Source organism: Sphaerisporangium melleum, from assembly GCF_014646695.1.
Taxonomy (GTDB): Bacteria; Actinomycetota; Actinomycetes; order Streptosporangiales; family Streptosporangiaceae; genus Sphaerisporangium; species Sphaerisporangium melleum.
Map to the genome: position 1 here is coordinate 15,055 of NZ_BMNT01000034.1, position 24,040 is coordinate 39,094.

The following is a 24,040-nucleotide window of genomic DNA, read 5'->3' on the forward strand; positions in this document are numbered from 1 at the left end:
GCACGACCACGGGCACCGGGCCTTTCAGTCGAGGGCGCCGAACGTGATGCCCTCGATGATGTGGCGCTGGGCGGCGACGGCGACCAGCAGGACTGGGACGATGGTGATCAGCGAGGCCGCCATGATCAGGTTGTACTGCGTGGTGAACTGGCTCTGGAACACCGACAGGCCCTGCGACAGGACCGACATCTCAGTGGTGTTCACCACGATCAGCGGGAACAGGAAGTTGTTCCAGTTCTGCAGGAACAGGATGATGGCCAGCGCGGCGACGACCGGCCGGGCCAGCGGGGCGTACACGCTGAGGAAGACCCGCAGCTCCGAGGCGCCGTCGAGCCGGGCCGCCTCTCCGAGCTCCCGCGGTGTGCCGAGGAAGAACTGGCGGAACAGGAACGCGCCGAGCGCCGAGGCGATGTTCGGCACGATGAGGCCCTGGTAGGTGTTCAGCCAGCCGAGGTCGCCGAGCAGCTGCGCCATCGGGACGATGATCGCGCTGAACGGCACCATCAGCCCGCTCAGCGCGACCAGGAAGAGCACCCGCCGGCCCGGGAAGTCGAGCACGGCGAAGGCGTACCCGGCCAGCAGCCCGCTGGTGAGCTGCCCGGCGGTCGCCGCCACTCCGAAGACCGCGGTGTTGAGGTACCACCGGCCGAACGGGGCCTGGCCGAGGGCGCGGCCGATGTTGCCCCACTGCGGATGAGCCGGCCACAGCGGCGCGGCCGGGTTGATGATCTCGGCGTCGGTCTTCAGCGCGCTCACCGCCATCCACAGCAGCGGGAACGCCACGACGAGCACGGCCACGCCGAGCAGCAGGTAGACCACGGCGCGGCGGGCGATCAGGCTAGCGGGCACGGTCCACCCGCCCGAGCAGCCAGATCTGCGCGACCGTGACCAGCAGGGAGATCAGGAACAGCAGGACGCCCATGGCGTTGGCGCGGCCGGTGTCGAACTGCACGAACCCCTCGTTGTAGACGTAGTAGAGGGCGGTCTGGGTGGCTCCGTCCGGCCCGCCCTGGGTGAGCACGTAGATCTGGGTGAAGGTCTGCAGGCCGGTGAGCGTGGTCACCACCCAGATCAGCAGGGTCTGCCGGCGCATCATCGGCCACTGGACATGCGCGAACCGGCGCCAGGCGCCGGCGCCGTCCACGCTCGCGGCGTCCAGGACGTCCCGGGGCACCGATTTCAGGGCCGCCACGTAGAGGATGACGTTCTGCCCGAAGAACTGCCACGCGCCGAAGGTCAGCACGGCGAGCAGCGCGGTCCCCGGGGAGGCCGGCAGGTCGGCCGGGGGCAGGCCGAGGGCGGCCAGCAGCCGGTCGATCGGGCCGAAGCGCGGAGCGAACATGTTCGCCCAGATCAGCGCGGTGGCCACCACCGGGACGACGAGCGGGATGATGAACGGGGCGCGCAGCCGGGCCACTCCGGGCGCCCGGGAGTTCAGCAGCAGCGCCAGCGCCAGCCCGGCGCCCATGGTGAGCACGACGAAGCCGGCGGTGTACACACCCGTGACGCCCAGGGCCCGCGCGCCGCCCTCGGCGAGCATGCCGGTGTAGTTGTCCAGGCCGACGAAGCGGGGAGCGAGGTCGAAGACGCCGCCGCCGTACAGGCTGCGCCACAGCAGCATGGCCAGCGGGACGAGGGAGAACAGCACGGTCAGCAGCACGGTGGGCGCGACGAACGCGTACCCGAGCGCCCAGGTGCGGCGGCGGTCGCGCGGCCCCGCCACCAAGCCCGCGCGGCCGGCGCGCGGGCCAGGGGCGGCCGGATCGGCGGCGCGCCGGGACGCCGCCCGTGTTCCGGCCCGCCCCGCGCGGGCGGCCTGCCGCATCAGCCGAGCTTCTTCAGCGCGGCGTCGCCCTCCCGCGCCGCCGCGGCCAGGGCCTCGGCCGGGGTCTTGCGGCCCTTGAGCGCCGCGTTGATCTCGGTCCACAGGCTCTGCGAGATGGCGTTGTAGGCGGGGGTGATCGGGCGTACCTTTCCGGTCTTCTCCGCCTCGGCGAACACCGCGTAGGCGGGGTTCTTCGCGATGTGGTCCTTCAGCGCCGGCTGCCGGAGCTGGGCCGGGTCCGACGGCAGGCCGCCGCTCTTGACCGCCAGGTAGGCGCCCTGCTCGGGGGTGGCGAGGAACCTCAGGAACGCAAGGCCGGCCTTCTCGGCGGCCGGGTCGGTCTTCAGCAGCGCGGCCACGCCGATGCCGAGGCTGGTGGCGGTGCCGGCGGTGCCGGCGGGCATCGGGGCGACGCCGAAGTCGATCCCGGCCTTCTCGAACGTCGGCACCGCCCACTGTCCGTTGACGATCATCGCGACCGCACCGCTGGCGAAGGCGGGAGCGCCGTCGAAGCTGCCCGCCTGCGCGTAGCCGGTGCTCGGCGCGGCTCCGCTCTTGATCAGGTCCACCCAGGTGGTGAGGGCCCGTACCCCGGCGGGGCCGTTGAAGGCGGTCGCGGTGCCGTCGGGGGTGAGGAAGGCCCCGCCCTCGGCGTACAGCATGGGCGCCCAGGCGAAGGAGATCCACTCGGCCTCGCCGAGCGGCACGTAGAAGCCGTACCTGCCCTTGGCGGGGTCGGAGAGCTTCTTGGCGTCGGCGGCCAGCTCGGCCCAGGTGGCGGGAGGCCGTGCGATGCCGGCCGCGGCGAAGGCCTTCTTGTTGTAGAACAGCACGATGTCGCCGACCCCGGCGAGGGCCATGCCGAGCTGGTGGCCCTTGTGGAACAGCGACTCCCTGATGCCGGGGTACAGCGCGCCGGTCTCGGCGTCGAGCTTGCCGTCCAGCGGGATCAGCTTGCCGCTCTGCGCGATGACCGGCAGGTCGGAGGGGTTCTGGGTGAGCAGGACGGTGGGGTGGGTGCCGTTCTTCAGCGCCGAGATGACCTTGGGCAGGTACTGGTCGGATGCGGCGATGTACTGCCCCTTGGCGTGCATGCCGGGGTTGGCTCGGGCGAAGGCGGCGTCGACCTCGGCGATCTGGTCGGGTTGCCAGCCGCTGGTCCAGTAGGTGAACGTGCCGCCTTGGGCGGCCGTCCCGCCGGAGCCGCCGGCGGTATCGCTCGTGCCGCCGCACGCCGCGGCGGCGAGGAGGAGAAGCGACGCGACGGCGCCGGCGGCGACCCTGCTCCTGATCATCGTCATCCGTCCCAAGCCGGGAATCATGGCCACCCACTTTAAATGTAGGTAAAAGGGGTTTGTGAAGAGGTGATGCTCCTACCGTGTACCCCAAGATCGCCCGGCCGTCACTCCCGGCGCCTCGACGGCCACCGCCTCGCCCCGATCCACGCCGGACGCGTGCCCGGCGAAGGGAGGGGTACCTCAAAGCGGAACATTCTTGTCCGTCACGCCGAAAGGACCGTCCATGGCCGACCGGCAACGCGTCGTCATCGCGGGCGCGGGGTTCGCGGGCTTCACCGCGGCACGCCACCTCGCCCGCCTCTCCCGAGGCGCGATCGAGATCGTCCTGATCAACCCCACCGACTACTTCCTCTATCTCCCCCTGCTCCCCGAGGTGGCCGCGGGCATCCTCGACCCGCGCAAGGTGGCCGTCCCGCTGACCGGCAACTGCCCGGGCGTACGCCACCTGCTGGCCGCCGTGGACGGGGTCGACCTCGACGCGCGCCGGGTGGTGTGCACCGACGCCGAGGGAAAGCGCCGGGACCTGCGCTACGACCGGCTGCTGCTGACGGTCGGCAGCGTCAGCAAGCTGCTGCCGATCCCCGGGGTGGCCGAGCACGCCCACGGGTTCCGCAGCATCGCCGAGGCGCTCTACCTGCGTGACCACCTGATCCGGCAGATCGAACTGGCCGACGCGGCCGACGACCCCAAGGACCGGGACGCGCGCTGCACGTTCGTCGTGGTGGGCGCCGGCTACACCGGCACCGAGGTGGCGGCGCAGGGACAGCTTCTCACCCTGGACACCAAGGCGCGCCGCCCGCGGCTGCGCGACCAGCAGGTCCGCTGGCTGCTGGTGGACAAGGCCCCCCGCATCCTGCCCGAGCTGGACGAGCGCCTGTCGCAAACGGCGCACCGCACGCTCGGCTCGCGGGGCGTGGAGATCCGGCCCGGGGTCACCGTGGAGGAGGCGACCTCCGAGGGCGTCAAGCTGTCGGACGGGGAGTTCGTGGCCACCCGGTCGCTGATCTGGTGCGTCGGGGTGCGTCCCGACCCGCTGATCGAATCGCTCGGCCTGCCCGCCGAGCGGGGCCGGCTGCTGGTGGACGAGTACCTTCGGGTGCCGGGACGCCCGGAGGTCTTCGCCTGCGGCGACGCGGCGGCGGTACCCGACCTGACCCGCCCCGGCGAGTACACCGCCATGACCGCCCAGCACGCCACCCGGCAGGGCAGGCAGGCGGCCGGCAACATCGCCGCCTCCTACGGCCGGGGCGAGCGCCGCGCGTACCGGCACGGCGACCTGGGGTTCGTGGTCGACCTCGGCGGGGCGAAGGCCGCCGCCAACCCGCTCGGCGTGCCGCTGTCGGGCGTGGTGGCCAAGGCGGTCACCCGGGGGTACCACCTGCTGTCGGTCCCGAACGGGCGCACCCGCATCGCGGGCAACTGGCTGCTGGACGCCGTGCTGCCCCGGCAGACCGTCCAACTCGATCTCGTGCGCGGCCCGGCCGTCCCGCTGGAGTCCGCCGTCCCCGAACACCCCCGAGGCACCGGGGCCTGACCGCCGCGGCTCCGGCCTGGGCGATGTTTGCGGGACGCGGCGGTGGTAGAGGGGCGGGATGCCCGACGATCTCCCCCGCTCCCGCGTCCTGGTCGGCACGGCGTCCTGGACCGACCGGAGCCTGCTCACCTCCGGGTGGTACCCGCCGGACGCTGCGACCCCCGCGGCCCGGCTGGCCTACTACGCCTCGCGCTTCCCCTTGGTGGAGGTGGACGCCACCTACTACAACCCGCCGTCCCTGCGCACCGCCGAGGCGTGGCGCGACCGCACCCCGGACGGCTTCACCTTCGACGTCAAGGCGTTCTCCCTGCTGACCGGGCACCCGACGCGGCGGGCGTCACTGTACAAGGACCTGCGTGAGCGGCTCGGCACGGCCAAGGAGACGCTCTACCTGCGCGACGTCGGCCCCGCGATCGCCGAGGAGGTGTGGGACCGCTTCCTCGGCGCGCTGGCGCCGCTGCACGAGGCCGGCAAGCTCGGCATCGTGCTGCTGCAGTTCCCGCCCTGGTTCGGCCCGGGCGAGCGCAACCGCGAGTACCTGCTGCGCTGCGTGGAACGCTGCCGGCCGATGCGCGCGGGTGTGGAGTTCCGCAACGCCGGCTGGATGACCGCCGAACACCGCGACCACACCCTCGGCCTCCTGGCCGCGCACGACATCCCGTACGTGGCGGTGGACATGCCGCAGGGGTACCCGTCATCGGTGCCGCCGGTGCTGGCGGCCACCGCCGACCTGGCCGTGGTCCGCTTCCACGGCCACTCCGGCAAGTGGGACAGCAAGCGCATCGAGGAGCGGTTCGGCTACCTGTACTCCGAGGAGGAGCTGCGCGGGTGGGCCGCCGACCTGGCCGGGCTGGCGGCCCGCGCCCGCACCGTCCACGTGCTGATGAACAACTGCTGCGCCGACAACGCCCAGCGCAACGCCGCCTTCCTGGCATCGCTCCTCGAAAGCGCCCCCGTGGGCGGGTGATCTCAGAGCTCGACGAAGCCGCCGCTGCGCCAGTAGACGTTGTTCTCCCTGCTCATCAGGCCCTCGACCACCAGGTGACGCCGCAGGGCGGGGTAGTCGTCGTGGAAGGCGCGCAGCACCACGTCCACCTCCCGCTCGGGATAGCGGACCCCCGGCTCGAAGGCCCGGGCGATGTAGTGCAGCACGGCCAGGCGTTTCTCGCGCCGCGACGGGATCGCCCGCAGCCGCCCGTCGACCAGGAAGGCGCGCACCACGCGCTCCTCCTCCGAGACCGGAGCGGCGGGCGGCCGGGCCGTGGCGTGCAGCAGCTCACGGAACCGCTCGCGCCGCACCCGCCAGCCGCCGTCCTCGCGGGACACCAGCCCGCCGCGTTCCAGCCGTTCGAGTGCCCTGCGCGCGACGTCCCGGGCGAGCCCGCTGCCGTCCGCGCTGCCGGTCAGCACCAGCGCGGACAGCACGCGCAGGGTGTCGTCCTGGTAGAGGAGGCCGAGGACGCGCCTGACCTCCTCGTCGATGTCTTCCTCGCTCATGGTCTCCAGCCGATCGACCCGGCGGCCTTCCGGGACCGCAAGGCCCGGGCTCGTCCGCAGGGTCGATCCTCCCACCGGACGAGGAGTGGTGCGCTCAGACGGCCCGGTGGTACTGGTGCGGCCAGCGCGGCTGCGCGCCGAGCTCACGGGCGGCCCGGTTCGGCCAGTACGGGTCGCGCAGCAGTTCGCGGCCGAGCATGACGGCGTCCGCCTGCCCGGAGGCGATGATCTCCTCGGCCTGCGCGGGCTCGGTGATCAGGCCGACGGCGGAGACGGGCAGGTCGGTCTCGGCCTTGACCCGCGCCGCGAACGGAACCTGGTAGCCGGGGCGGAGAGGAATGCGCGCGTGGGAGACGTTGCCGCCGGTCGAGACGTCCAGCAGGTCGACGCCGTGCGCGAGCAGTTCCTTGGCCAGGAGCACGGTGTCGTCTGCGGTCCAGCCCGTACGCGGGTCTTCGGCGTCCTCGGCCAGCCAGTCGGTCGCCGAGACGCGGAACAGCACGGGCAGCTCGTCGGGCCAGACCTCGCGGACGGCGTCCACGACCTCCAGGGCCAGGCGCATCCGGTTGGCTGCGGAGCCGCCGTAGGCGTCGGTGCGGTGGTTGCTGTGCGGGGACAGGAACTGGTGGATCAGATAGCCGTGCGCGCCGTGCACCTCGGCGACCTGGAAGCCGGCGGCCAGGGCCCGGCGGGCGGAGGCGGCGAAGGCGGCGACGATCTCGGCGATCTGGCCGGTGCTGAGCTCGGTGGGCGTGGGGTGGCCGTCGGCGAACGGGACGGCGCTGGGCGCCACCGTCTGCCAGCCGCCGTCCTGCGGGGCGACCGGCTTGCCGCCGGTCCAGGGCCGGTCGGTGGACGCCTTGCGGCCGGCGTGCGCGAGCTGGACGCCGGGGACGGCGCCGTGCTCGCGCAGGAAGGAGGTGATCCGGGTGAACGCCTGCTGCTGGCGGTCGTTCCACAGGCCGAGGTCGTAGGGGCTGATGCGGCCCTCGGGGGTGACGGCGGTCGCCTCGGTGATGATGAGGCCGGTGCCGCCGACCGCGCGGGCGCCCTGGTGGACCACGTGCCAGTCGTGCGGCACTCCCTGCTCGGGGCCGTCGGCGGCCGCGCTGTACTGGCACATCGGGGTCATCCAGACCCGGTTGGGAATGGTGAGGTTCCGCAGCGTCAGCGGTTCGAACAGTGCGCTCACGACAGGCTCCTTGGTGTGGGTGTGGGATGCCGGGCGGGGACGCCTGGCGCCCGGTCCCGCGGCAATTGGTACGATACATGGCGTACTACGGCAGGTGTCAAACTACGACGTTCGTCGTACGATTAGGGCCCTGCACCCGAGGAAGGGACGAACGGTGACCACCACGTCGGCCAGACTCCTGGAGCACCCCCCGCGCGAGGAGATCAGGCTGGAACAGGTGCTGCACGCCCTGGCCGACCCCATGCGCCTGCACGTCGTACGCCATCTCGCCGCACTGGCCTCCGGCGAGGAGGCCACCTGCTCCGAGATCGACCTGGCGGTCACCAAGTCGACGTCCACCCACCACTTCCGGGTGCTGCGCGAGGCGGGGGTGATCTGGCAGATCTACCGGGGCACGGCCAAGATGAACCGGCTCCGGCGCGAGGATCTGGACGAGTTGTTCCCGTCGCTGCTCGCCACGGTACTCGACGCCGACGCCGCCCAGCGGTGCCGCCTCTCCGACGGCCCCTGACGCTGCCGGTCCGCCCCAAGGCCGACCGCTCCCCTGCCGTCCCTTTGCCGGCGGCGATCCGGCTCGTCCGGACCCATCCCGGCGGGCGGCCTCCGGCGTGCGCCCCACGCGGCCGCGTTCGTTCCTCCACAAGAGGGAGAACGCCCGTCGTGCACCCCCGGCACGGGAAGTGTGCTGAAAGTGTTCTTGCTAATCATGGGCTCGCTGGGCAATTATTTTCATCCGAACGCCTGCCCCGCCCGCCCGGCGTGCCCGAGCGCACCGGCCACGCGCACGAGCCGGCGATCAGGGCCTGCCGGGTGGACCGCCGCGGGGAAGGAGCTCGATGCCGATGGAGATCGGAGCCATGGCCTACGCCGACCAGGCGGGCAGGCTGCTGAGTGAGGTCGCCGCGGGCCAGGAGCCCGCCGTGCGCGAGGCCGCCGCGCTGCTGTGCGACTGCCTGCGGGCCGGCGGGGTGATCCAGGCGTTCGGCTCAGGGCACTCCGAGGCGATCGCGATGGAGATCGCCGGGCGGGCCGGCGGCCTGGTGCCCACCAACCGGCTCTCCCTGCGCGACCTGGTGCTGTACGGCGGGGAGCCGCCTGAGACGCTGCGCCCGGCGGAACTGGAACGCGACCCGTCCATCGCCCGGCGCGTCTACGACCTGGCACCGGTGCGACCGCAGGACGCCTTCGTCATCGCCTCCAGCTCGGGAGTGAACGGCTCGGTGGTGGAGCTGGCCTCGATCGTCAAGGAGCGCGGGCACCGGCTGGTCGCGCTGACCTCGGTGCGGCACAGCACGGCGATGACCTCCCGCCACCCGTCCGGGCGCAAGCTCCTCGACCTCGCCGACGTGGTGCTCGACAACGGCGCGCCCTACGGCGACGCCGTCCTCCCGCTGCCCGGCGGCGGGACCTACGGCGCGGTGTCCACGATCACCTCGGCGCTGCTGGCGCAGATGGTCGTCGCCGAGGTGGTGCGGCTGCTGCTGGAGGCGGGCGAGGAGCCGCCCATCTACCGGTCGGCGAACGTCACCGGCGGCGACGAGCACAACAAGGCGCTGGAGGCCCGCTACACCGGGCGCATCCGCCGCGGCGGGTGAGCGTGCCAGGTGCCGGCCCCGCCGCCGCCAACGGCCTGAGCAGGTTCGACCGAAGGACGCTCCGCCGCACCGGGCCCGGCGCGGCGGGGCGGGGCGGGACTCCAGCCCCCCAGGAGGACTGATGGCGCGAAACCCTGTCACCCGGCGCGAACTGCTGCGCAGCGCGGCCCTCGCCGGACTGCTGCTCCCGGCGGCCGGCGCGCTGTCGGCGTGCGCGACCCCGGCGGGCGGCGGCCCGTCGAGCGCACCCATGGCCACCGGGCCGACGAGCGCGGCCAACCCGCTCGGCATCCCCGCGGACAAGCCCTTCGAGGTGGTGATCTTCGACGGCGGGTACGGCGACGCGTACGCCAGGCAGATCCACGAGCCGCTGTTCACCGGCAGGCATCCGGGCGTCCAGATCAAGCACACGGCCACCAAGGAGATCGCCAAGACGCTGCAGCCGAGGTTCGCCGGGGGCGACCCGCCGGAGTTCGTCAACAACTCCGGCGACAACTCGATGGACTTCGGCGCGCTGGCGCAGGACGGCCAGCTCCAGGACCTCGGCGAGCTGCTCGACGCGCCGAGCTGGGACGACCCCGCCGTCAAGGTGCGCGACACCATCCTGCCGGCGGCGATCGAGCTCGGCACCTACGACGGCACGTACTGCGTGCTGGAGTACGCCAGCACGGTCTGGGGCATCTGGTACTCCCAGAAGCTGTTCGACGACAACGGCTGGCAGGTGCCGAAGACCTGGGACGAGTTCACCGCGCTGTGCGAGACGATCAAGAAGTCCGGCAGGTGCGCGCCGTTCACCTACGCGGGCAAGCACCCGTTCTACATCTACGAGACGATCCTCACCCTGGCCGCCAAGATCGGGGGCGTCGATGTGCTGAAGAACATCGACAACCTGGCCGAAGGCGCCTGGAAGGCCGGGCCGCTCACCCAGGCCGCGGAGGCGTTCGCCGAGATCGGCGCGAAGTACCTGCTGCAGGGCACCCAGGGCCTGGACCACATCCAGACCCAGACGGTGCACAACAAGTACCAGGTGGCCATGCTGCCCTGCGGGTCGTGGCTGGAGAACGAGCAGAAGGACTCCACCCCCGACGGCTTCGGCTACGCCATGTTCCCGCTGCCGTCCTTCTCCGGCTCCGACGCGCTGCCCTACGGCACCGTGCACTCCCGCCCCGGCGAGGAGTACTTCGTCGCCGCCCGCTCGGCCAACCCGCGCGCCGCGATGGAGTACATGCGCGCCATGCTGTCCAAGGAGGGCGCCGGCCGGTTCAGCGAGACGCTGAGCACGCTCACCGTGGTGAAGGGCGCCGCCGAGGGCCGTACGCTCACCCCGGGGCTGCGGGCCGCGGCGACCGCGCTGAAGAACGCCGGCACCAACACCACCTACTTCCGCTTCCGGCAGTGGTACCAGCCGCTGCACGACGAGGTGGCCGCCGCCACCGGCCAGCTCATGGCGGGCCGGCTGAAGCCCGGCGAGTGGGCCGACCGCTGCCAGAAGAAGGCCGACGAGATCAGAAACGACTCCTCGGTCAAGAAGTTCACCCGCTGACGTGCCGGAGCGGGACGCCCGCGAGCCCGTGACCGGTCGCACGCCCGTCCTCGCGGGCGCCGGGGAGAAAGGCAGGAACGCGATGGCCCGTCCGGCCGCCGGTGGACGCCGGTCCGCCGCGCCGCGCAGGATCGACGCCGCCAGGGCCCGGTTCATCGCGGGCTTCCTGGCGGCCCCGGTGCTGCTCTACGCCGTCTACGTGATCGCGCCGTACGCGCAGGCGTTCTCCATCGCGCTGACCGACTGGCGCGGGGTGAGCGCCTCCCCGCGGTTCGTCGGGCTGGAGAACTTCCGGCGGCTGGCCGGCGACTCGGTGTTCTGGACGGCCGTCGGGCACAACGCCCTGCTGCTGGTGCTGCTGCCGCTGCTCACCATCGCGATCGCCCTGTCGTTCGCCTTCCTGCTCAACGCGGGCGGCGCGAACGGCGGCGGCGTGGCCGGCTCGCGGTTCTACCGGGTGGTGTTCTTCTTCCCCCAGGTGCTGGCCGTCGCGATCGTCGCCGTGCTGTTCCAGCAGGTGTTCCGGCCGGACGGCAGCGGCATGCTCAACGCACCGCTGATCGCGCTTGGGCTGGAGCCGGTCGGCTTCCTGTCCGACCCGGGCGTGGCGTTCTGGTCGATCCTCGGCGTCCTGGTCTGGCAGGCCGTCGGCTTCTACGTGGTGCTGTTCTCCGCCGGCATGGCCTCCATCCCGCGCGAGATGTACGAGGCCGCGCGCATCGACGGGGCCGGTCCCGGCCGGTTGTTCTTCCGGATCACCCTGCCGCTGCTGTGGGACACCGTGCAGGTGGGGTGGATCTATCTCGGCATCGCGGCGCTGGACGTGTTCGCCGTCGTGTGGGTGATGACCCCCGAGCGCGGCGGGCCCGACCACTCCACGACGGTGATGGCCGCCGAGATCTACCGCAACGCCTTCCAGTACTTCCGGTTCGGCTACGCCTCGGCCATGGGCGTGGTGCTGTTCTTCTTCACGGTCGCCTTCGCGGCGGCGGCCCTGCGGCTGTCGCGGCGCGAGCGAGTCGAGTACTGACGAGGGGGTCCGGCGAGGTGGTTTCACAGGCGGGCAAGGTGACGCTCGGCCGCAGCGCGTCCCGCGAGCGGCGGCGGGCACGGCTCGGCCCGCTGTCGGGGCTGTCCCACGCGGCGCTGGTGGTCTGGACGGCGCTGGTCACGGTGCCGATCGCCTGGACGTTCCTCGCCTCGGTCAAGAGCGAGGACGAGATCTTCGGCAGCGCGTGGTCGCTGCCGGCCTCCCTCCGCTGGGACAACTGGGCCCGCGCCTTCGAGAACGCGCACGTGGGCCGGTACATGCTCAACAGCCTGGTCGTCGTCGCGCTGAGCACGACCGGCACCATGCTGCTGGGCTCCATGGCGGCGTACGTGCTGGCCCGCTACCGGTTCCGCGGCAACCGCGCGATCTACCTGCTGTTCGTGTCGGGGCTGGCCTTCCCGGTCTACCTGGCGCTCACGCCGCTGTTCTTCGTCGTGCAGAACATGGGCCGGCTGCCGCTGGTGGGCCCGCTCATCGGGCTGGACACCTACGGCGGGCTGGTGCTGGTGTACATCGCCTACTCGCTGCCGTTCACGATCTTCTTCCTGTCGGCGTTCTTCCGCACGCTGCCCGAGGCGGTCGCCGAGGCCGCGTTCGTGGACGGCGCCTCGCACGCGCGGGTGTTCTTCCAGATCATGCTGCCGATGGCGCGGCCGGGCATCGTGAGCATCACGATCTTCAACGTGCTCGGCCAGTGGAACCAGTACCAGATCCCCCTGGTGCTGCTCAGCGGGCAGGCGCAGGACAAGTGGGTGCTGACCCAGGGCATCGCGGCGATCTCCACGGCGGCGGGCTACGACGCCGACTGGTCGGCGCTGTTCGCCGCGCTCAGCATGGCGATCCTGCCCATGCTGGTGGTGTACACGGTCTTCCAGCGGCAGATCCAGGCCGGGCTGACCGCGGGCGCGCTCAAGTGACCGCGCGCCACGGCGCGCGGCCGATCAGGAAGGGACGCTAGCCGGTGCGCACGAACCGGTCCCGGCTCCTCGCCGCGCCGGCCCGGCGCTCGTCGGGGTCGGTCCCGCCCCAGATGCCGTGCTCCTGGCCGGTCCGCAGGGCGTAGTCCAGGCACGGGTTCTGCACCGGGCACCGCCGGCACACGGCCTTGGCCCGTTCGTGCTGGACGTGCCCCGGGCCCTTCGCCGAGATCGGGAAGAACAACTCGGGGTCCTCGCCGCGGCAGGCGGCGCGGCGCAGCCACGAGACGGCCGGTATGAGCGTGTCCTGGATGACCATAGTGATCCCATGAGAGTGAGTGGCGTGATGCGGTCTGCCGAGGATTCGCCTGCCCGCTCTGACGGAGTTGACACTAGTTTGTGGAATTAATTTAAGGAGTCCGTTTTGGCGGTTTCGGTCGGCTGACCTCGGTCGGCCGCGGCCGGACGCCCGGCTCACTCCTCCTCGTCATCGTCGGCTTCGGCGTACAGAGTGGCCTGCTCAGAGCCCGGCGGCACGTGACGGCGCGGGGTGAAGCCGAGCAGCTCCCCGACCAGCTCGTCGTTGCCCGCGTACCCCGCGTCGGCGTCGAAGACCTGGGCGCCGTCCCAGAGCGCGAGGATCGTCGACACCGTCCGCAGCTCGCTGTCGTGCATCAGGTCGTAGTGCGCGATCATCGGCACCGTCGGATAGGTGCACCACAGGTCATGGCCGGTCATGAACAGGTCCAGGTCGAACTGCACGGTCAGCCCGAGCAGCTCGGGCTTGTAGTTGTCGTCGATGCCGGCGAACGCCTCGTCCAGCGCGATCATCCGCGGGCAGGAGGCCCGGCCCGAGGAGTACAGGGCGTTGGCCGCGGCGAACAGCGGCAGGTGGATGGACGCCGACTTCTCCCCGCCGGACAGCTGGGAGTGCCTGGCCCGGGTCAGCCGGGCCTCCGGCTCGCCGCGCCGGGCCATCAGCAGCTCGAAGGTGTACCAGGAGCGGTAGTCCAGCGCGGCCGCCAGGGCCTCTTTGTAGGTCGCCCGGGAGTTGCGGGCCCGGTGATCCCTGATCATCTGCCGCAGATGGCCGCGCAGCGCCGCCAGGCCCTGCGGGCCGAGCGCCCCGGCGTCCCGCGCGAGCAGCCCCGCCACCGCGCGCCGGGCGTCGTCGATGCGGTCGGACTGCACCCAGCGGATGCCGATCGTGGTGCCCGACGACATGGGCTTGGCGCGGGTCTCGGCGTTCATGCCGCGCACCAGCTCGCGGGCCGCGGTCACCCGGGCGTGGATCTGCCGGGCCAGCCCGGCGAGCAGCTCGTCCTCCAGGACGGTGCGCTCGCGGTCCTCCAGCAGCACCCCCTGCGCGGCGGCGCGCTCGGCGACGGCCCGTGCGAACGCCGACACCGGCATCCGCCCTTCGGCGTCGATGACGTGGACGGTGAGCACCGCGCCCGGCTCCCAGTCGAGCCGGTAGTCCTCCTGGCAGCGCTCCAGCGCCGCCTGGAAGTCGCGCAGCCCGCCGCCGACCCGGTCCAGGGTGCTCTTCAGGGTGGCCTCGGTGACCGCGCGCCCACTCCGGGTGGCGGCGTCGAAGGCGTCGAGCAGCGTGAGCGCGCCTGGGGGCAGGGTCGCCCGGACGCTCGCCACCGGGTCGGGGGCGGGGTGCTCCAGCATCAGGTCGGCGACGGACTTGGCCGCCTGCTCCGGCCCGCCGGGGTCGCTCTCGAGCGGCCAGGGCGTGGCGTCCCGGACGCCGAGCAGCGGGCGAAGGTCGGCCTCGGTGTGCGGGACGAACTCCGCGACCGCGCCGGACAGGGACGCGAAGGCGGCGGTGAGCGACTCGCGGGCGTGGTCCAGCTCGGCGCCGGACAGCACCTCGGCCTCCCGTTCGCGGGTGGCCGCCCGGTCGCGCTCGTCGCGGGCGGCGCGCGCCTCGGAGATCAGCCGCTCGGTCTCGGCGATCTGGGCGAGCACCTCGCGCAGACCGGCGTCGAAGGTGCTCTCCAGCGTCGCCAGCCGCTCGGTGAGCGCCAGGTGCGCCTCCTCCCGCTCGGCCAGCGCGGCGGCGGCCTCGTCCCGCTCGGCGGCCAGCCGCCCGGCGGTCTCCTCACGCGCGGCCAGATCGCCCTCGGCGGTGGCGGCCTTCTCCCGCTCGGCCCGCAGGCCCTCGGCGGCGCGGGTGAGGTCGTCCAGCGCCTGGGCGACGGCGTCCACCTCACGCGGGTCGCGCGGCATCGCCAGCTCGGCCGCGGCCTGGCCCAGCCTGCGGCCGGCCGCTCCGGCCTCGGCCACCCTGCCGTCGAGCTCGCGGCCGGCCTCCTCCAGCCGGGCGCGGGCCACGGCGAGCCGGGTGGCCCGGTCGGCGACCTCGCGCGCCGCCGCCACGATCGGGGAGGTCTCGGGCAGTTCCCCGCGGGCCGTGGCGAAGCCGGCCGCGAGCGCGCCGACGCGCTCGGACTCCCCGGCCAGGCCGGCCAGGGCCGCCTCGTGCCCGGCGATCAGCTCGTCGTACTCGGCGAGGCGGACACGGCGGCGCGCGGCCCGGGCGGTCGCGCCGATGTACTCGGCCGCCGCCTTGGGCCGGCCGCCGAGCCGCGGGCCGAGCCCGTACCGCGCGTCGGCGCCGGCCACCGGGTGCGGCCCGGCGAGGTCGCCGCCCAGGGCGATCGAGCCGAGCACGGCCTCGACCACGGCGGGCGGGACCATGTCCTGCTCTTCGGGGACCAGGACGCCGGCCAGGGTGGGCCCCGCCGGGCGGCGGTCCTCAGGGAGGGCGACCAGGTAGCGGCCGGCCGTCCCGGCGGCCAGCTCGGCCATGGTCAGCGCGGGATCGGGGTGGATCCAGGCGGTGAGCAGGCCGGCCCCCTCCAGCGCACCCTCGATGCCGGCCGCGGAGCGCTCGTCCACCCCTTCGGCGAACCGCACGAGCCGCCACAACGGCGCGCCGGCCCGCGCCGCGGGCGCGGCGCCTTCCGTGGCCGTCCCGTCCGTCCCGGAGTTCTCCGGCCGCGTGACCGGAGCGGCGGCGGGGGCGTCGCCGTCGGAGGGGTCGCCGGGCGGGGCGTCGTCGCGCTCGGCGGCGACCGCGTCCCGCTCGGCGCGCAGGCCGCGCAGCAGGTCCGACAGGCGGGCCCGCTCGGCCGCGACACCGGCCCTGGTCTCGATCACTCCGGCCCGGCGCTCGTCGGTCAGCTCGCCGTAGACCTCGGGCAGGCGCCGCGCGCCGGGCTCGCCGATCGCCTCCAGCGTCCGCGCCAGTGCGGCGACGTCGGCGGCGGTCACCACGCCCGGGAAGGGCGCATGTCCCTGCTTTTCGGGGCAGGGGTCACCGGTCCAGCGCTCCGCCCACCGGGTCAGGGCTCCGGCCGCCTCGCCGCGGGCACGGTCGAGCGCTTCCTGGGCGTCGCCGAGCCGTGCCTCGATCTCGGCGACCGCCCGGCCGGCGTCCTGCCCGGCCCGCTCGGCGCGTCCCCGGCGGGCCTCGGCGGCCTCGACCGCGGCCAGGTGGCCGCGCACCGTCGCCACGTCTTCGCGCCGGGCGGCGGCGCGGGCCCTGGCCATGGCCGGGACGTCCTCCGGTGCGGCCTCGGCGATCTCGGCCCCGCCGGCCACTCCCGCCCGTCCCGCCGCCTCCAACAGCTCGTTCAGGTGCAGGCCGGCTTGCCCGCGGGCGGCGGCGAGCCGCTCGGCGACCTTGGCCGCCTCGGCGCCGAGCCGCGTGAGGTGGTCGCCGGCCTGCGCCAGGCGACGGCCTTCCGCCTCGATGGCCGCGCCGTCCTGCGCGACGCGGCGGCGCAACCCGTCCAGCTCCCCGCGCGCCTGGTAGGCCTCGTGCTGCTTGAGCGCGTCCAGCCGCGCCTCGTAGCGGGCCAGCCCGGCCTCGGCGGTCTCCCGCCCCTGGACGGCCTCGGCGCGGGCGGCGCGGGCGCGGCGCAGCTCGCCCGCGGCCCTGGCGACCCGGGCGGCGGCCGCCGCCGCGCCCTCGGTGCGCTCGCCCACCCGGTCGAGCCGGTGCCGGACGTGGGCGCGCAGGTAGGCGGTGTAGTGGCCGAGGAATTCCTTGACCGCCTGGTCGGCGAGGCTGAGGTCGTCGAAGAGCCGCTGCACGGCCGCGAGGTTCTCGAAGTCGCGTGCCGCCTGCTCCACCAGCACCGGATCGACCGGGCTGAGGCCGGCGCTGAGGGTGTCGGAGACCTTCACCGGGTCGAGGTCCTTGGCCAGCAGCGGGCGGCGCAGCGCCAGCAGCAGGTCCAGCAGCTGGGCGTAGCGCTCCTTGCCCAGCCCGAACAGGCGGGCGTCCACGGCCGCGCGGTAGTCGGTGGCGGTGCGGTAGCGTGCCCCCGGCTCCAGGACGGCCTTGAGCTGCTTCTCGGTCAGCGGACGCGAGTCGGCCGACAGCAGGCCGAAGTCGACGCCGACCCGCCGCCCGGTCACGAAGAACGACGCGGCGACGCCGTCGCGGTGCCGGTGCGCGCGGAGCCCGATGATGAGGGTGACCGCCTCGGCCTCATCTCCGTCGCCGTCGCGGGCGAACTCCGTCCACACGTATCCGTACTCGGCCTCCTGCCCGCGGTAGAGCAGGTTGGACTTCATGGTGCGGTTCTCGCCGCTGAACGGGTCCAGGCGGCGGGCGTCGCTCACCCCGTCCAGGATGAACGGGAACAGCACCTCCAGGGCCTTGGTCTTGCCCGACCCGTTGTGCCCGCGCAGCACCAGGCGCCCGTCGGCGAAGACGAACTCCTCGTCGACGTAGTCCCAGATGTTGATCAGGCCGGCGCGGGACGGCTTGAACCGGCCGAGTGCGGGTGTCATGAAGCGGGCTCCTCCGGCGCGCAGGTCGTGTCCAGGGCGAGACGGCCCTGCTCGGCGCGGCGGTCGGGCAGCGCCAGGGTGATGTTGCGGTAGCGGGCGAACGCGGGCAGCAGCAGCACGCCGCCGGGGTGGCGACGCACCAGCCTCAGCTCGGCCAGCAGGGTCAGCGCGGCCTCCAGCAGCCCCTCGGGGTCGTGCTGCCAGACGGCCGAGAACGAGGCGGCGCCCAGCTCGGCGTACAGCTCGTGGATCATGCCGGCCAGCCTGGCCCGTTCGACCAGCACGAGCTCGCCCGTCGTCCCGCCCTCGCCGGAGGCGGCTCCGGCACCGCCGCCCACCGCTGTGCCGGAGGGCGTCCAGGCGAGCGCCTCGGCCACCCCGGCGCGCGGCAGCGCGGAGTCGACGCGGGCGAGCAGCTCGCGCTGGTCGTGCCCGCCCGCGGGCGGCTCGACGCGGCGCAGCGCGTCGCGTTCGCCGGGTTCCTCCAGCAGGTCGGCCATCTTGGCCAGCAGCAGCCCGGCCGCGCGGTTGACCGCGCCACCGCGTCCCGGGAACGGCTTGTCGGTGAAGCGGCCGCCGGGGTCGGCGAGCATGACGCCCTCGGCCCGGCGTTCGACGACCAGCCCGGTGAGCCGCGCGAGGTCGGCGGCGAGGGCGGGCCGGCGCAACTCCTCGGCCACCTCGGGCTCGACCTCCGCGAAATAGACCACGGGATGCTCCACCAGCAGGCGGCGGGCGCGGCGGGCCGCCTCGCCGGCGCGCGAGCCTCCGGCGGCACCCGACCCCTCCAGCAGGCCGGCGGCGCTGGTGAGGTGCTGCACCGGGCGGGCGGGCCTGAACAGGATCGCGCAGATGTCGTGGTCGATGTCGAACAGGGCGTCGCCCCGCTCGGTGTCGTGCGCCCAGGAGTCCAGCGAACCGTCCGAGACGCGCAGCGCGCCGCGTTCGACCAGCCAGTCGAGGCAGTCGACGACGGCGGCCTTGTGCGCCCCGACGGTCGGGTCGAAGCCTAGCCCGCCGATCGCGCCCGCGGCCGGGGCGAACGCGCGCACCAGGTCGGCCAGGCTGACCTCGACGCGCGAGCGCTGGAACAGCGACAGCACCAGGCACAGGTAGGCCAGGCGCCGGCGGTCGAAGGGCTTGCCGTTCTTGGCGAACAGGTGCCGCTGGGTGTCGTCCAGCGCGTCCAGCCGGCGCACGACGCGCACGTGCCGGGTGGTGGCGACGACGGTGTAGCCGAGCAGCTCGCGCAGGTCGCCGGTGAGCCGGTCGGCCCACCGCAGGACGTGCTCCAGCACGCCGGGGCGCGGGCGCGCCGAGGTGATCAGGTCATTGGTGAGGACCAGGCGCACGGCCTCCTGGTAGGAGCCGAGGTCGGCCGGCGGCACTCCGGCCGCGGCCCGCGGGCTCATCGCCGCGCTCCCCGCGCGTGCACGGCGGGGGCGAGCTCCAGCCGCAGGCCGGGCAGGTGCAGGACGCCGTGCGCGGTGCGCACCGCGCTGCCCTCGGGCGCGGGCACCAGGCGGACGGTCAGCACCTCGTTGCCGCCGGAGGCGTCGCGCAGGCGGCCGGCGACGACGGTGCGGGACTCCATCGCGCGGGTCAGCAGCCGCAGCACGACGCGCGTCTCGGCCTCGTCCAGCACCCGCCCGTGCACCCCCGCCTCGGCCAGCCCGCTCGCCGCCTCCCGCTCGGCGGCACGGTGGGACGCCTGACGGCGGCGCAGCTCACCACGGATGCCCGCCCTGCCCCGCGCCGGCTGCGGAAGGCCGGGCGAGGGCGCCTTGCCCCTGCGGAACAGCGGGACCGAGATCTCCACGCCGGGCGCGTCCCACCAGGTGGAGCGCACCGAGACCACCTCGACGTCCTCGTGCGCGCCGCCCAGGTGACGGGCGGTGCGCACGTTGAACGCCGCGGCCATCAGGGCGTGCGCGGCCCCCTCGTCGGGCGCGTCGAACACCCACTCGGCCAGGTGGCGAAGCTGCGTCGAGCGGTTGACCCCGCCGCGCCGCGCCTCGGCGATCTGGCGCAGCAGTGCGATGACGCCCGACACGCCGGTGCGGGTGGCGGCGCGCAGCTCGGCGGCCCTGGACGGCTCGGCGCCGTCGGCGGCGAACCACGCGCGCAGCACCGCCCACCGGCGCCGCCAGTCCTCAAGCCGCTCGTCGTGGCCGAGGAAGGGCCGCTCGTCGGCGGCGGCGGCGCGGCGCAGCAGCCCTTCGGCGCCGGTGCGCTCCACGTCGCGCACGGCCTGGTCCAGCCGGGGCAGGTAGCGGTCGAGCTCGGCCATGAAGTCGGTCATGTGCGTGAGCAGGGTGTTCTTGTGGCGCAGGAACGTCTCGGGCGAGGCGTCGGTGGAGCGGGTGATCTCGGCGAGGGTGAGATGGAAGCGCGCCGAGCGGCGGGCCATGTCCTCCATGACGGCGTCCAGCCGGGAGAGCCTGCGCCAGACCTGCTCGCCGTTCCCTGCGCGGTTGGCGGCGGCCAGCGCGCGCAGGTCGTCCAGGATGTCGGAGAACACCAGCCGGGACAGGTTGGCGTCCTGCGGGCGCGCCGCCAGGACCTCCTCCACGGCCGTGAAGGCCTGGTAGCCCAGCTCGCTGAACTGGTACACCGACTGGCGGTTGCGGTAGCGGACCAGGCTGCCCGCCCGGGAGGCGTCCTCGAGCCGGTGGACGACGCCGTCCTCGGCGAGGGCGTCCAGGCGGCCCCGGAGGTTCTCCTCGGCCGAGGGCACCTGGTCGTGGGACCGGCCCAGCTCGGCCAGCACGCGGGCGACGTCGTCGGGGTGGGCCTGCATCTGGTGGACGGCGCGCAGGCGGTCCATCGCGCGCAGCACCCACAGGTAGACCAGATGGTCGTCGCGGCGGGTGAAGTTGAACAACCGGAAACGGTCGCTCACCGCGGTCGTGCCCAGCTCGAAGGCGCGTGACCCGCCCGTGCCGCCGGTGACGGCTCTGTCCCTCATCCCACTCCCCCGGCCGGCGCGGGCCCGCCGGGCGGGCGGCCCGCGGCGGCGATCAGCACCACGGAGCACGCGTCTCCCCCGGCGACCTCACCACCCGCGTCACGACCTCATGGCCGCATGCGGTGCGCTCCGCGTACGAACAAAGGATCGATCACCTATGGATACACGAAGATCGGTCCTCGCGTGACCTCCATGCGCCGTCCCGCCGTCGCCGTCCGCACGAAGATCACGTCAGGACCTCGGCGTGCCGGCCGGTCGCGTGGCGGAGGCGCGCGCCTTGCGACCGGCCACGTCGCCGCTCGGGCGGTAGCCCCTGACGTGGTCGATGGTGAAGCGCTTCGGGTAGGAATGCTCGGTCGGCGCGGCCGGGCCGGGGAACTCGTAGACACCCAGCATGAGCTGCATCGGATAGCTCGGTGACTGCCGGACCGTGCGGATGTGCCGGCCGTCGACGAAGAAGGCGACGTGCTCGGGCGTCCACTCGGCGGCGTACACGTGGAAGTCGCGTACATCGATGGGCAGGGACTCGACGGTGAAGTCGTCCTTGATGGCAGGGTCGCCGAACGGGTGCAGGCCCATGCCGATCTTCGCGCCGCCGGGACGGACGTCCCGCCCGAAGATCTCGCAGATGCAGATCTCGGCCGACCGCTCGGGGGCGTCCTCGTAGCCGATCATCCAGAACGCGACCATGCACCGCGGGTCGGCGATCGCCTTGGCCCGCAGCTCGAACAGGCCGTACCGCGGCGTGTAGAGGGCGACGGCGGGCGTGGGCTCGCGCACCACCGCCCGGGAGTCGCGCCCGTGCTGCCCGACACGGCCGCCCACCGGCCCGGCGTACACGCCGGTCTGCAGGGACGAGACCCGAAGGCCCCCTTCGAGCTCCGGACACCAGGGCGGCTGGTCGTGCTCGATCAGCAGGTTCAGGCGCCCGTCACCGACCTCGTACCGCGCCGCCGCGGCCTCCCGGGTGGTCCACTGCGGGAGGTACGCGGGCACCCAGCGCGTCTCGTCGAGCCTGTCGCCCGCGAACACGTCCTGAAACTCCAGCTCGTAGCCTTCCTTGGTGACCGGATCGGGCACGCGCGGCCCGCGCAGGCTGCCCCGCGCCATGGATTCCCCCTTCGCTCGGCCGTGCGGACGGGCGGGCCGCCCGTCCGCACGCGACCCGCCCACCGTATCGGCCTGTACCGACAGTTCCCGGCGCTCTAGTCGCTGCTCGAACTGCTGGAGCTGCTGCTCGAACTCGAACTGCTGGAGCCGCCCGAACCGCTGCTCGAGCTACTCGAGCTACTGGAGCTACTGGAACTGCTCGAGCCGCCGGAACCGTCGTCCCAGTCCGAGCCTCTGCTGGAACTCGAGCTGGAACTGGAACTGGAGCTCGAACTGGAGCCGCTGGAGCCGCCGTCGTGCGGCCGGCGCTCGTGCGGGCGGCAGTACCTGTGCCCGCAGTCGTCGTCCAGCGGGACCGAAAGGCGCGGCGCGGCGGGAGTGTGGTTCGTCACCACGGCACTCGCGCCCGCCGGCTGCACCGGGGCGGCCGCGGGGCCGATCAGCGCGGATGCCACCATCGCACCGGCGGCGAGGACCTGCTTGAGCATGGCACATCACTCCGTGTCGGAAGTCGAGCCCGGCGTGCTGCTCGGGCTGCTACGGAGCGCCGTATCGGTTCCCGGGAAGATGTCGAGACGACGTCTTGCCTTGCGTCCACGCTAGATGAGGTGAATCCGGGCGGTCATCCCGGATAGCGCCAAACCTCGGTCCGCGCTCAGCAAGCCGCGCGCGGCCACACCGTGGGCGGTCCCACCCGATGCGCCCCCGTTCGCGCCCTCGGTCCGCTCGTCACGGCCTTCGATCTGGCAGTGCGCCACCGGGAGCGCGCCCGGGGCCGAAATCCGACCTCGGCCAGGGAAGCCGCCGTGGCCTCGGGAGACCTGACCGCTATTGTGAGAGTTGATAGGACTTGAGGGGTTCCAACCGGTTCACGGATCCTGAACGCTCCCGTAACCGGCGCGGCCGTCTTCCCTGCGAAGATCCACCCCGACGACCGCCCGCGGTGGAAGAAAGAGGATCGATGGGCATCATCTCGCGCGGCTTCCGCGGCCGGCCGAGGGACGAGGGCGTCAAGCTCCCGCCCGGCCAGTACCTCACCCACGACTTTCCCGTGCTCTCGGCCGGGCCGACCCCGCGCGTCCGGCTGGACACCTGGGAGTTCACCATCGACACCGAGACCGGGCAGACCCACCGCTGGACCTGGCGGCAACTGCTCGACCTGCCGAGCGAGACGCCCACGGTCGACCTGCACTGCGTGACCAAGTGGTCCAAGCTCGGCACCTCCTGGAAGGGCGTCTCGCTCGACGTGCTGATGGAGGACGTCGAGACCACCGCGGAGTACGCGCTGGTCTACTCCTACGGCGGCTACACCACCAACCTGCCGCTGCAGGACCTGCTCGACGGCCAGGCGTGGATCACCTACGAGTACGACGGTGAGGAGCTCGCCCCCGCGCACGGCGGGCCGGCCCGGCTGCTCGTGCCGCACCTGTATTTGTGGAAGTCGGCCAAGTGGGTGCGCGGCATCCGGCTGCTCAACGAGGACTGGCCCGGCTTCTGGGAGACGGCGGGCTACCACAACTACGGCGACCCGTGGCGCGAGCAGCGCTACCAGGGCGATTGAGCGCCCAAAGGACGGCCTGGCGAGACGCGCGCCTGGTCGCGGCGCGCGCCGAGACCGGCGCCGCGCGCACGCTGGTCTTCAAGATTCCCGGCTGGCCCGGTCACCTGGCCGGCCAGCACGTGGACGTCCGCCTGACCGCCGAGGACGGCTACAGCACCCAGCGCAGCTACTCGATCGCCTCGGCCACCGACGGCGACCTGGTGGAGCTGACGGTGCAGAACGTCCCGGACGGGGAGGTCTCGCCGTATCTGGTGGAGGTCCTCGAAGTCGGCGACGAGGTGGAGATCCGCGGCCCCGTGGGCGGCTGGTTCGTGTGGCGGCCCAGCAGCGAACGCCCGGTGCTGCTGGTCGGCGGCGGGTCGGGCATCGTGCCGCTGATGGCCATGATCCGCGCGCGCAGGCAGGCGGCCGGCCGCACGCCGTTCCGCCTGGTCTACTCGGTGCGCGAGCCCGGCCAGCGGTTCTATGCCGGCGAGCTGCGCCGGCACGACCCCGCCGACGCCGGGCTCGACGTCGCCTACCTGTACACGCGCGCCGTCCCCGACGGCTGGCCCCGCCCGGCGGGACGCCTGACGGTGGCCGACCTGAACACCCATGGCTGGCCGGCCGACTTCGAGCCCGACTGCTACGTCTGCGGGCCCACCGGGTTCGTCGAGACCGCCGCCGACATCCTGATCGCCCTCGGTCACGATCCGCGCCGGATCAGAACCGAACGTTTCGGCCCCACCGGAGGCTGACATGACCGCATCCATCGAAGACGCCTACCAGGACGGCAACGCCCTGGCCGGTCCGCTGCGCGAGATCTTCGCGGTGGACATGACCGCCGCCGAGGGGCGGTGCGCGAGCTGCGGGCTCACCGGCCCGCTCGCCTCGCTGCGGGTGTACGGGCCCGAGCCGGGCTGGGTGGCCCGCTGCCCCGGCTGCGAGGAGGTGCTGCTGCGCCTGGTGCGCGGACCGCAGGCCGCCTGGCTCGACCTGCGCGGCATCGTCAACCTGCGGATCTCCCTTCCCGCCGAGGCGGAGGCGGCCGGGGCCTGAACGACGCCGCACGAGGGCGGCACTGAACACTCGTTCGAGAAACCTGGGCTCCAGGTCTTCCGGAACGACGCCGGCGAGGTGGATACTGACGCACTG

General features: G+C 73.3%; 20 protein-coding genes. 10 read left to right on the top strand and 10 right to left on the bottom strand.

Annotated elements, in window-relative coordinates; all coding sequences use genetic code 11:
- Positions 1–24: 24 nt before the first annotated feature.
- From IEY93_RS26950 to IEY93_RS26960, 3 genes are read right to left on the bottom strand one after another with little or no spacing between them, the layout of a single operon-like run.
- Positions 25–849 carry a carbohydrate ABC transporter permease gene (locus IEY93_RS26950; protein WP_189165929.1) on the bottom strand — a complete coding sequence of 275 codons (825 nt, stop codon included), beginning with the start codon at positions 847–849 and terminating at the stop codon, positions 25–27.
- Positions 839–1,825, bottom strand: coding sequence for a carbohydrate ABC transporter permease (locus IEY93_RS26955; protein ID WP_189165930.1), 987 nt, complete (start codon positions 1,823–1,825; stop codon positions 839–841). Before IEY93_RS26955 ends, IEY93_RS26950 begins: the two co-directional genes overlap by 11 nt.
- Entirely contained in the window at positions 1,825–3,126 is a 1,302-nt protein-coding gene (locus IEY93_RS26960; RefSeq protein WP_229691521.1) for an extracellular solute-binding protein, read from the bottom strand. Before IEY93_RS26960 ends, IEY93_RS26955 begins: the two co-directional genes overlap by 1 nt.
- A 220-nt stretch (positions 3,127–3,346) precedes the next feature.
- Between IEY93_RS26960 and IEY93_RS26965 the strand changes: the two genes are divergently transcribed.
- Together IEY93_RS26965 and IEY93_RS26970 are read left to right on the top strand one after the other, a co-directional pair.
- Entirely contained in the window at positions 3,347–4,657 is a 1,311-nt protein-coding gene (locus IEY93_RS26965; protein WP_189165932.1) for an NAD(P)/FAD-dependent oxidoreductase, read from the top strand.
- A 58-nt stretch (positions 4,658–4,715) separates the two neighbouring features.
- Complete coding sequence (locus tag IEY93_RS26970) at positions 4,716–5,624, top strand: DUF72 domain-containing protein (RefSeq protein ID WP_189165933.1); 909 nt, start codon at positions 4,716–4,718, stop codon at positions 5,622–5,624.
- A 2-nt stretch (positions 5,625–5,626) separates the two neighbouring features.
- Here the strand turns inward: IEY93_RS26970 and IEY93_RS26975 are convergent, their stop codons facing one another.
- Positions 5,627–6,154 (bottom strand): DUF2087 domain-containing protein, encoded by a 528-nt coding sequence (locus IEY93_RS26975; RefSeq protein ID WP_189165934.1) that lies wholly within the window; start codon positions 6,152–6,154, stop codon positions 5,627–5,629.
- Positions 6,155–6,248: 94 nt separating this feature from the next.
- A complete protein-coding gene (locus tag IEY93_RS26980; protein ID WP_189165935.1) occupies positions 6,249–7,346 on the bottom strand; it encodes an NADH:flavin oxidoreductase/NADH oxidase in 1,098 nt (365 codons plus the stop codon).
- A 154-nt stretch (positions 7,347–7,500) separates the two neighbouring features.
- Between IEY93_RS26980 and IEY93_RS38665 the strand changes: the two genes are divergently transcribed.
- The 5 genes from IEY93_RS38665 to IEY93_RS27005 all read left to right on the top strand — a co-directional run bounded on the left by IEY93_RS38665 (position 7,501) and on the right by IEY93_RS27005 (position 12,452).
- The gene (locus IEY93_RS38665; RefSeq protein ID WP_229691513.1) at positions 7,501–7,857 is read left to right on the top strand and encodes an ArsR/SmtB family transcription factor; all 357 of its coding nucleotides are present in this window, start codon (positions 7,501–7,503) and stop codon (positions 7,855–7,857) included.
- 325 nt (positions 7,858–8,182) lie between these two features.
- Positions 8,183–8,941, top strand: a complete 759-nt coding sequence (locus tag IEY93_RS26990) for a sugar isomerase domain-containing protein (RefSeq protein WP_229691514.1) — start codon at positions 8,183–8,185, stop codon at positions 8,939–8,941.
- Positions 8,942–9,062: 121 nt separating this feature from the next.
- Entirely contained in the window at positions 9,063–10,484 is a 1,422-nt protein-coding gene (gene ngcE, locus IEY93_RS26995) for an N-acetylglucosamine/diacetylchitobiose ABC transporter substrate-binding protein (protein ID WP_189165937.1), read from the top strand.
- A gap of 1 nt (position 10,485) precedes the next feature.
- Positions 10,486–11,514 (top strand): carbohydrate ABC transporter permease, encoded by a 1,029-nt coding sequence (locus IEY93_RS27000; RefSeq protein WP_229691515.1) that lies wholly within the window; start codon positions 10,486–10,488, stop codon positions 11,512–11,514.
- A 17-nt stretch (positions 11,515–11,531) separates the two neighbouring features.
- Complete coding sequence (locus IEY93_RS27005; RefSeq protein ID WP_189165938.1) at positions 11,532–12,452, top strand: carbohydrate ABC transporter permease; 921 nt, start codon at positions 11,532–11,534, stop codon at positions 12,450–12,452.
- Positions 12,453–12,489: 37 nt separating this feature from the next.
- On the opposite strand, the gene IEY93_RS27010 is transcribed toward IEY93_RS27005, so the two are convergent.
- The 5 genes from IEY93_RS27010 to IEY93_RS27030 form a co-directional block, all read right to left on the bottom strand.
- Entirely contained in the window at positions 12,490–12,771 is a 282-nt protein-coding gene (locus IEY93_RS27010) for a WhiB family transcriptional regulator (protein ID WP_189165939.1), read from the bottom strand.
- Between the two features lie 155 nt (positions 12,772–12,926).
- On the bottom strand, positions 12,927–17,267 hold the full coding sequence (locus tag IEY93_RS27015; RefSeq protein WP_189165940.1) for a TIGR02680 family protein: 4,341 nt from the start codon (positions 17,265–17,267) through the stop codon (positions 12,927–12,929).
- Positions 17,264–18,679 carry a DUF2398 family protein gene (locus tag IEY93_RS27020; RefSeq protein WP_189165941.1) on the bottom strand — a complete coding sequence of 472 codons (1,416 nt, stop codon included), beginning with the start codon at positions 18,677–18,679 and terminating at the stop codon, positions 17,264–17,266. The genes IEY93_RS27015 and IEY93_RS27020 overlap by 4 nt, the downstream gene beginning before the upstream one ends.
- Complete coding sequence (locus IEY93_RS27025; protein WP_189165942.1) at positions 18,676–20,235, bottom strand: TIGR02677 family protein; 1,560 nt, start codon at positions 20,233–20,235, stop codon at positions 18,676–18,678. Before IEY93_RS27025 ends, IEY93_RS27020 begins: the two co-directional genes overlap by 4 nt.
- Positions 20,236–20,466: 231 nt before the next feature.
- The gene (locus IEY93_RS27030; RefSeq protein WP_189165943.1) at positions 20,467–21,345 is read right to left on the bottom strand and encodes a glycoside hydrolase family 16 protein; all 879 of its coding nucleotides are present in this window, start codon (positions 21,343–21,345) and stop codon (positions 20,467–20,469) included.
- 961 nt (positions 21,346–22,306) lie between these two features.
- On the opposite strand from IEY93_RS27030, the gene IEY93_RS27035 reads away from it, so the two are divergent.
- The 3 genes from IEY93_RS27035 to IEY93_RS27045 are packed head-to-tail and all read left to right on the top strand — an operon-like array spanning position 22,307 to position 23,944.
- Positions 22,307–22,906: a molybdopterin-dependent oxidoreductase gene (locus IEY93_RS27035; protein WP_189165944.1), complete on the top strand. Its 600-nt coding sequence runs from the start codon at positions 22,307–22,309 to the stop codon at positions 22,904–22,906.
- Positions 22,903–23,643 carry a ferredoxin reductase gene (locus IEY93_RS27040; RefSeq protein WP_229691516.1) on the top strand — a complete coding sequence of 247 codons (741 nt, stop codon included), beginning with the start codon at positions 22,903–22,905 and terminating at the stop codon, positions 23,641–23,643. The genes IEY93_RS27035 and IEY93_RS27040 overlap by 4 nt, the downstream gene beginning before the upstream one ends.
- 1 nt (position 23,644) lies before the next feature.
- On the top strand, positions 23,645–23,944 hold the full coding sequence (locus IEY93_RS27045) for a DUF6510 family protein (protein ID WP_189165946.1): 300 nt from the start codon (positions 23,645–23,647) through the stop codon (positions 23,942–23,944).
- Positions 23,945–24,040: the final 96 nt, after the last annotated feature.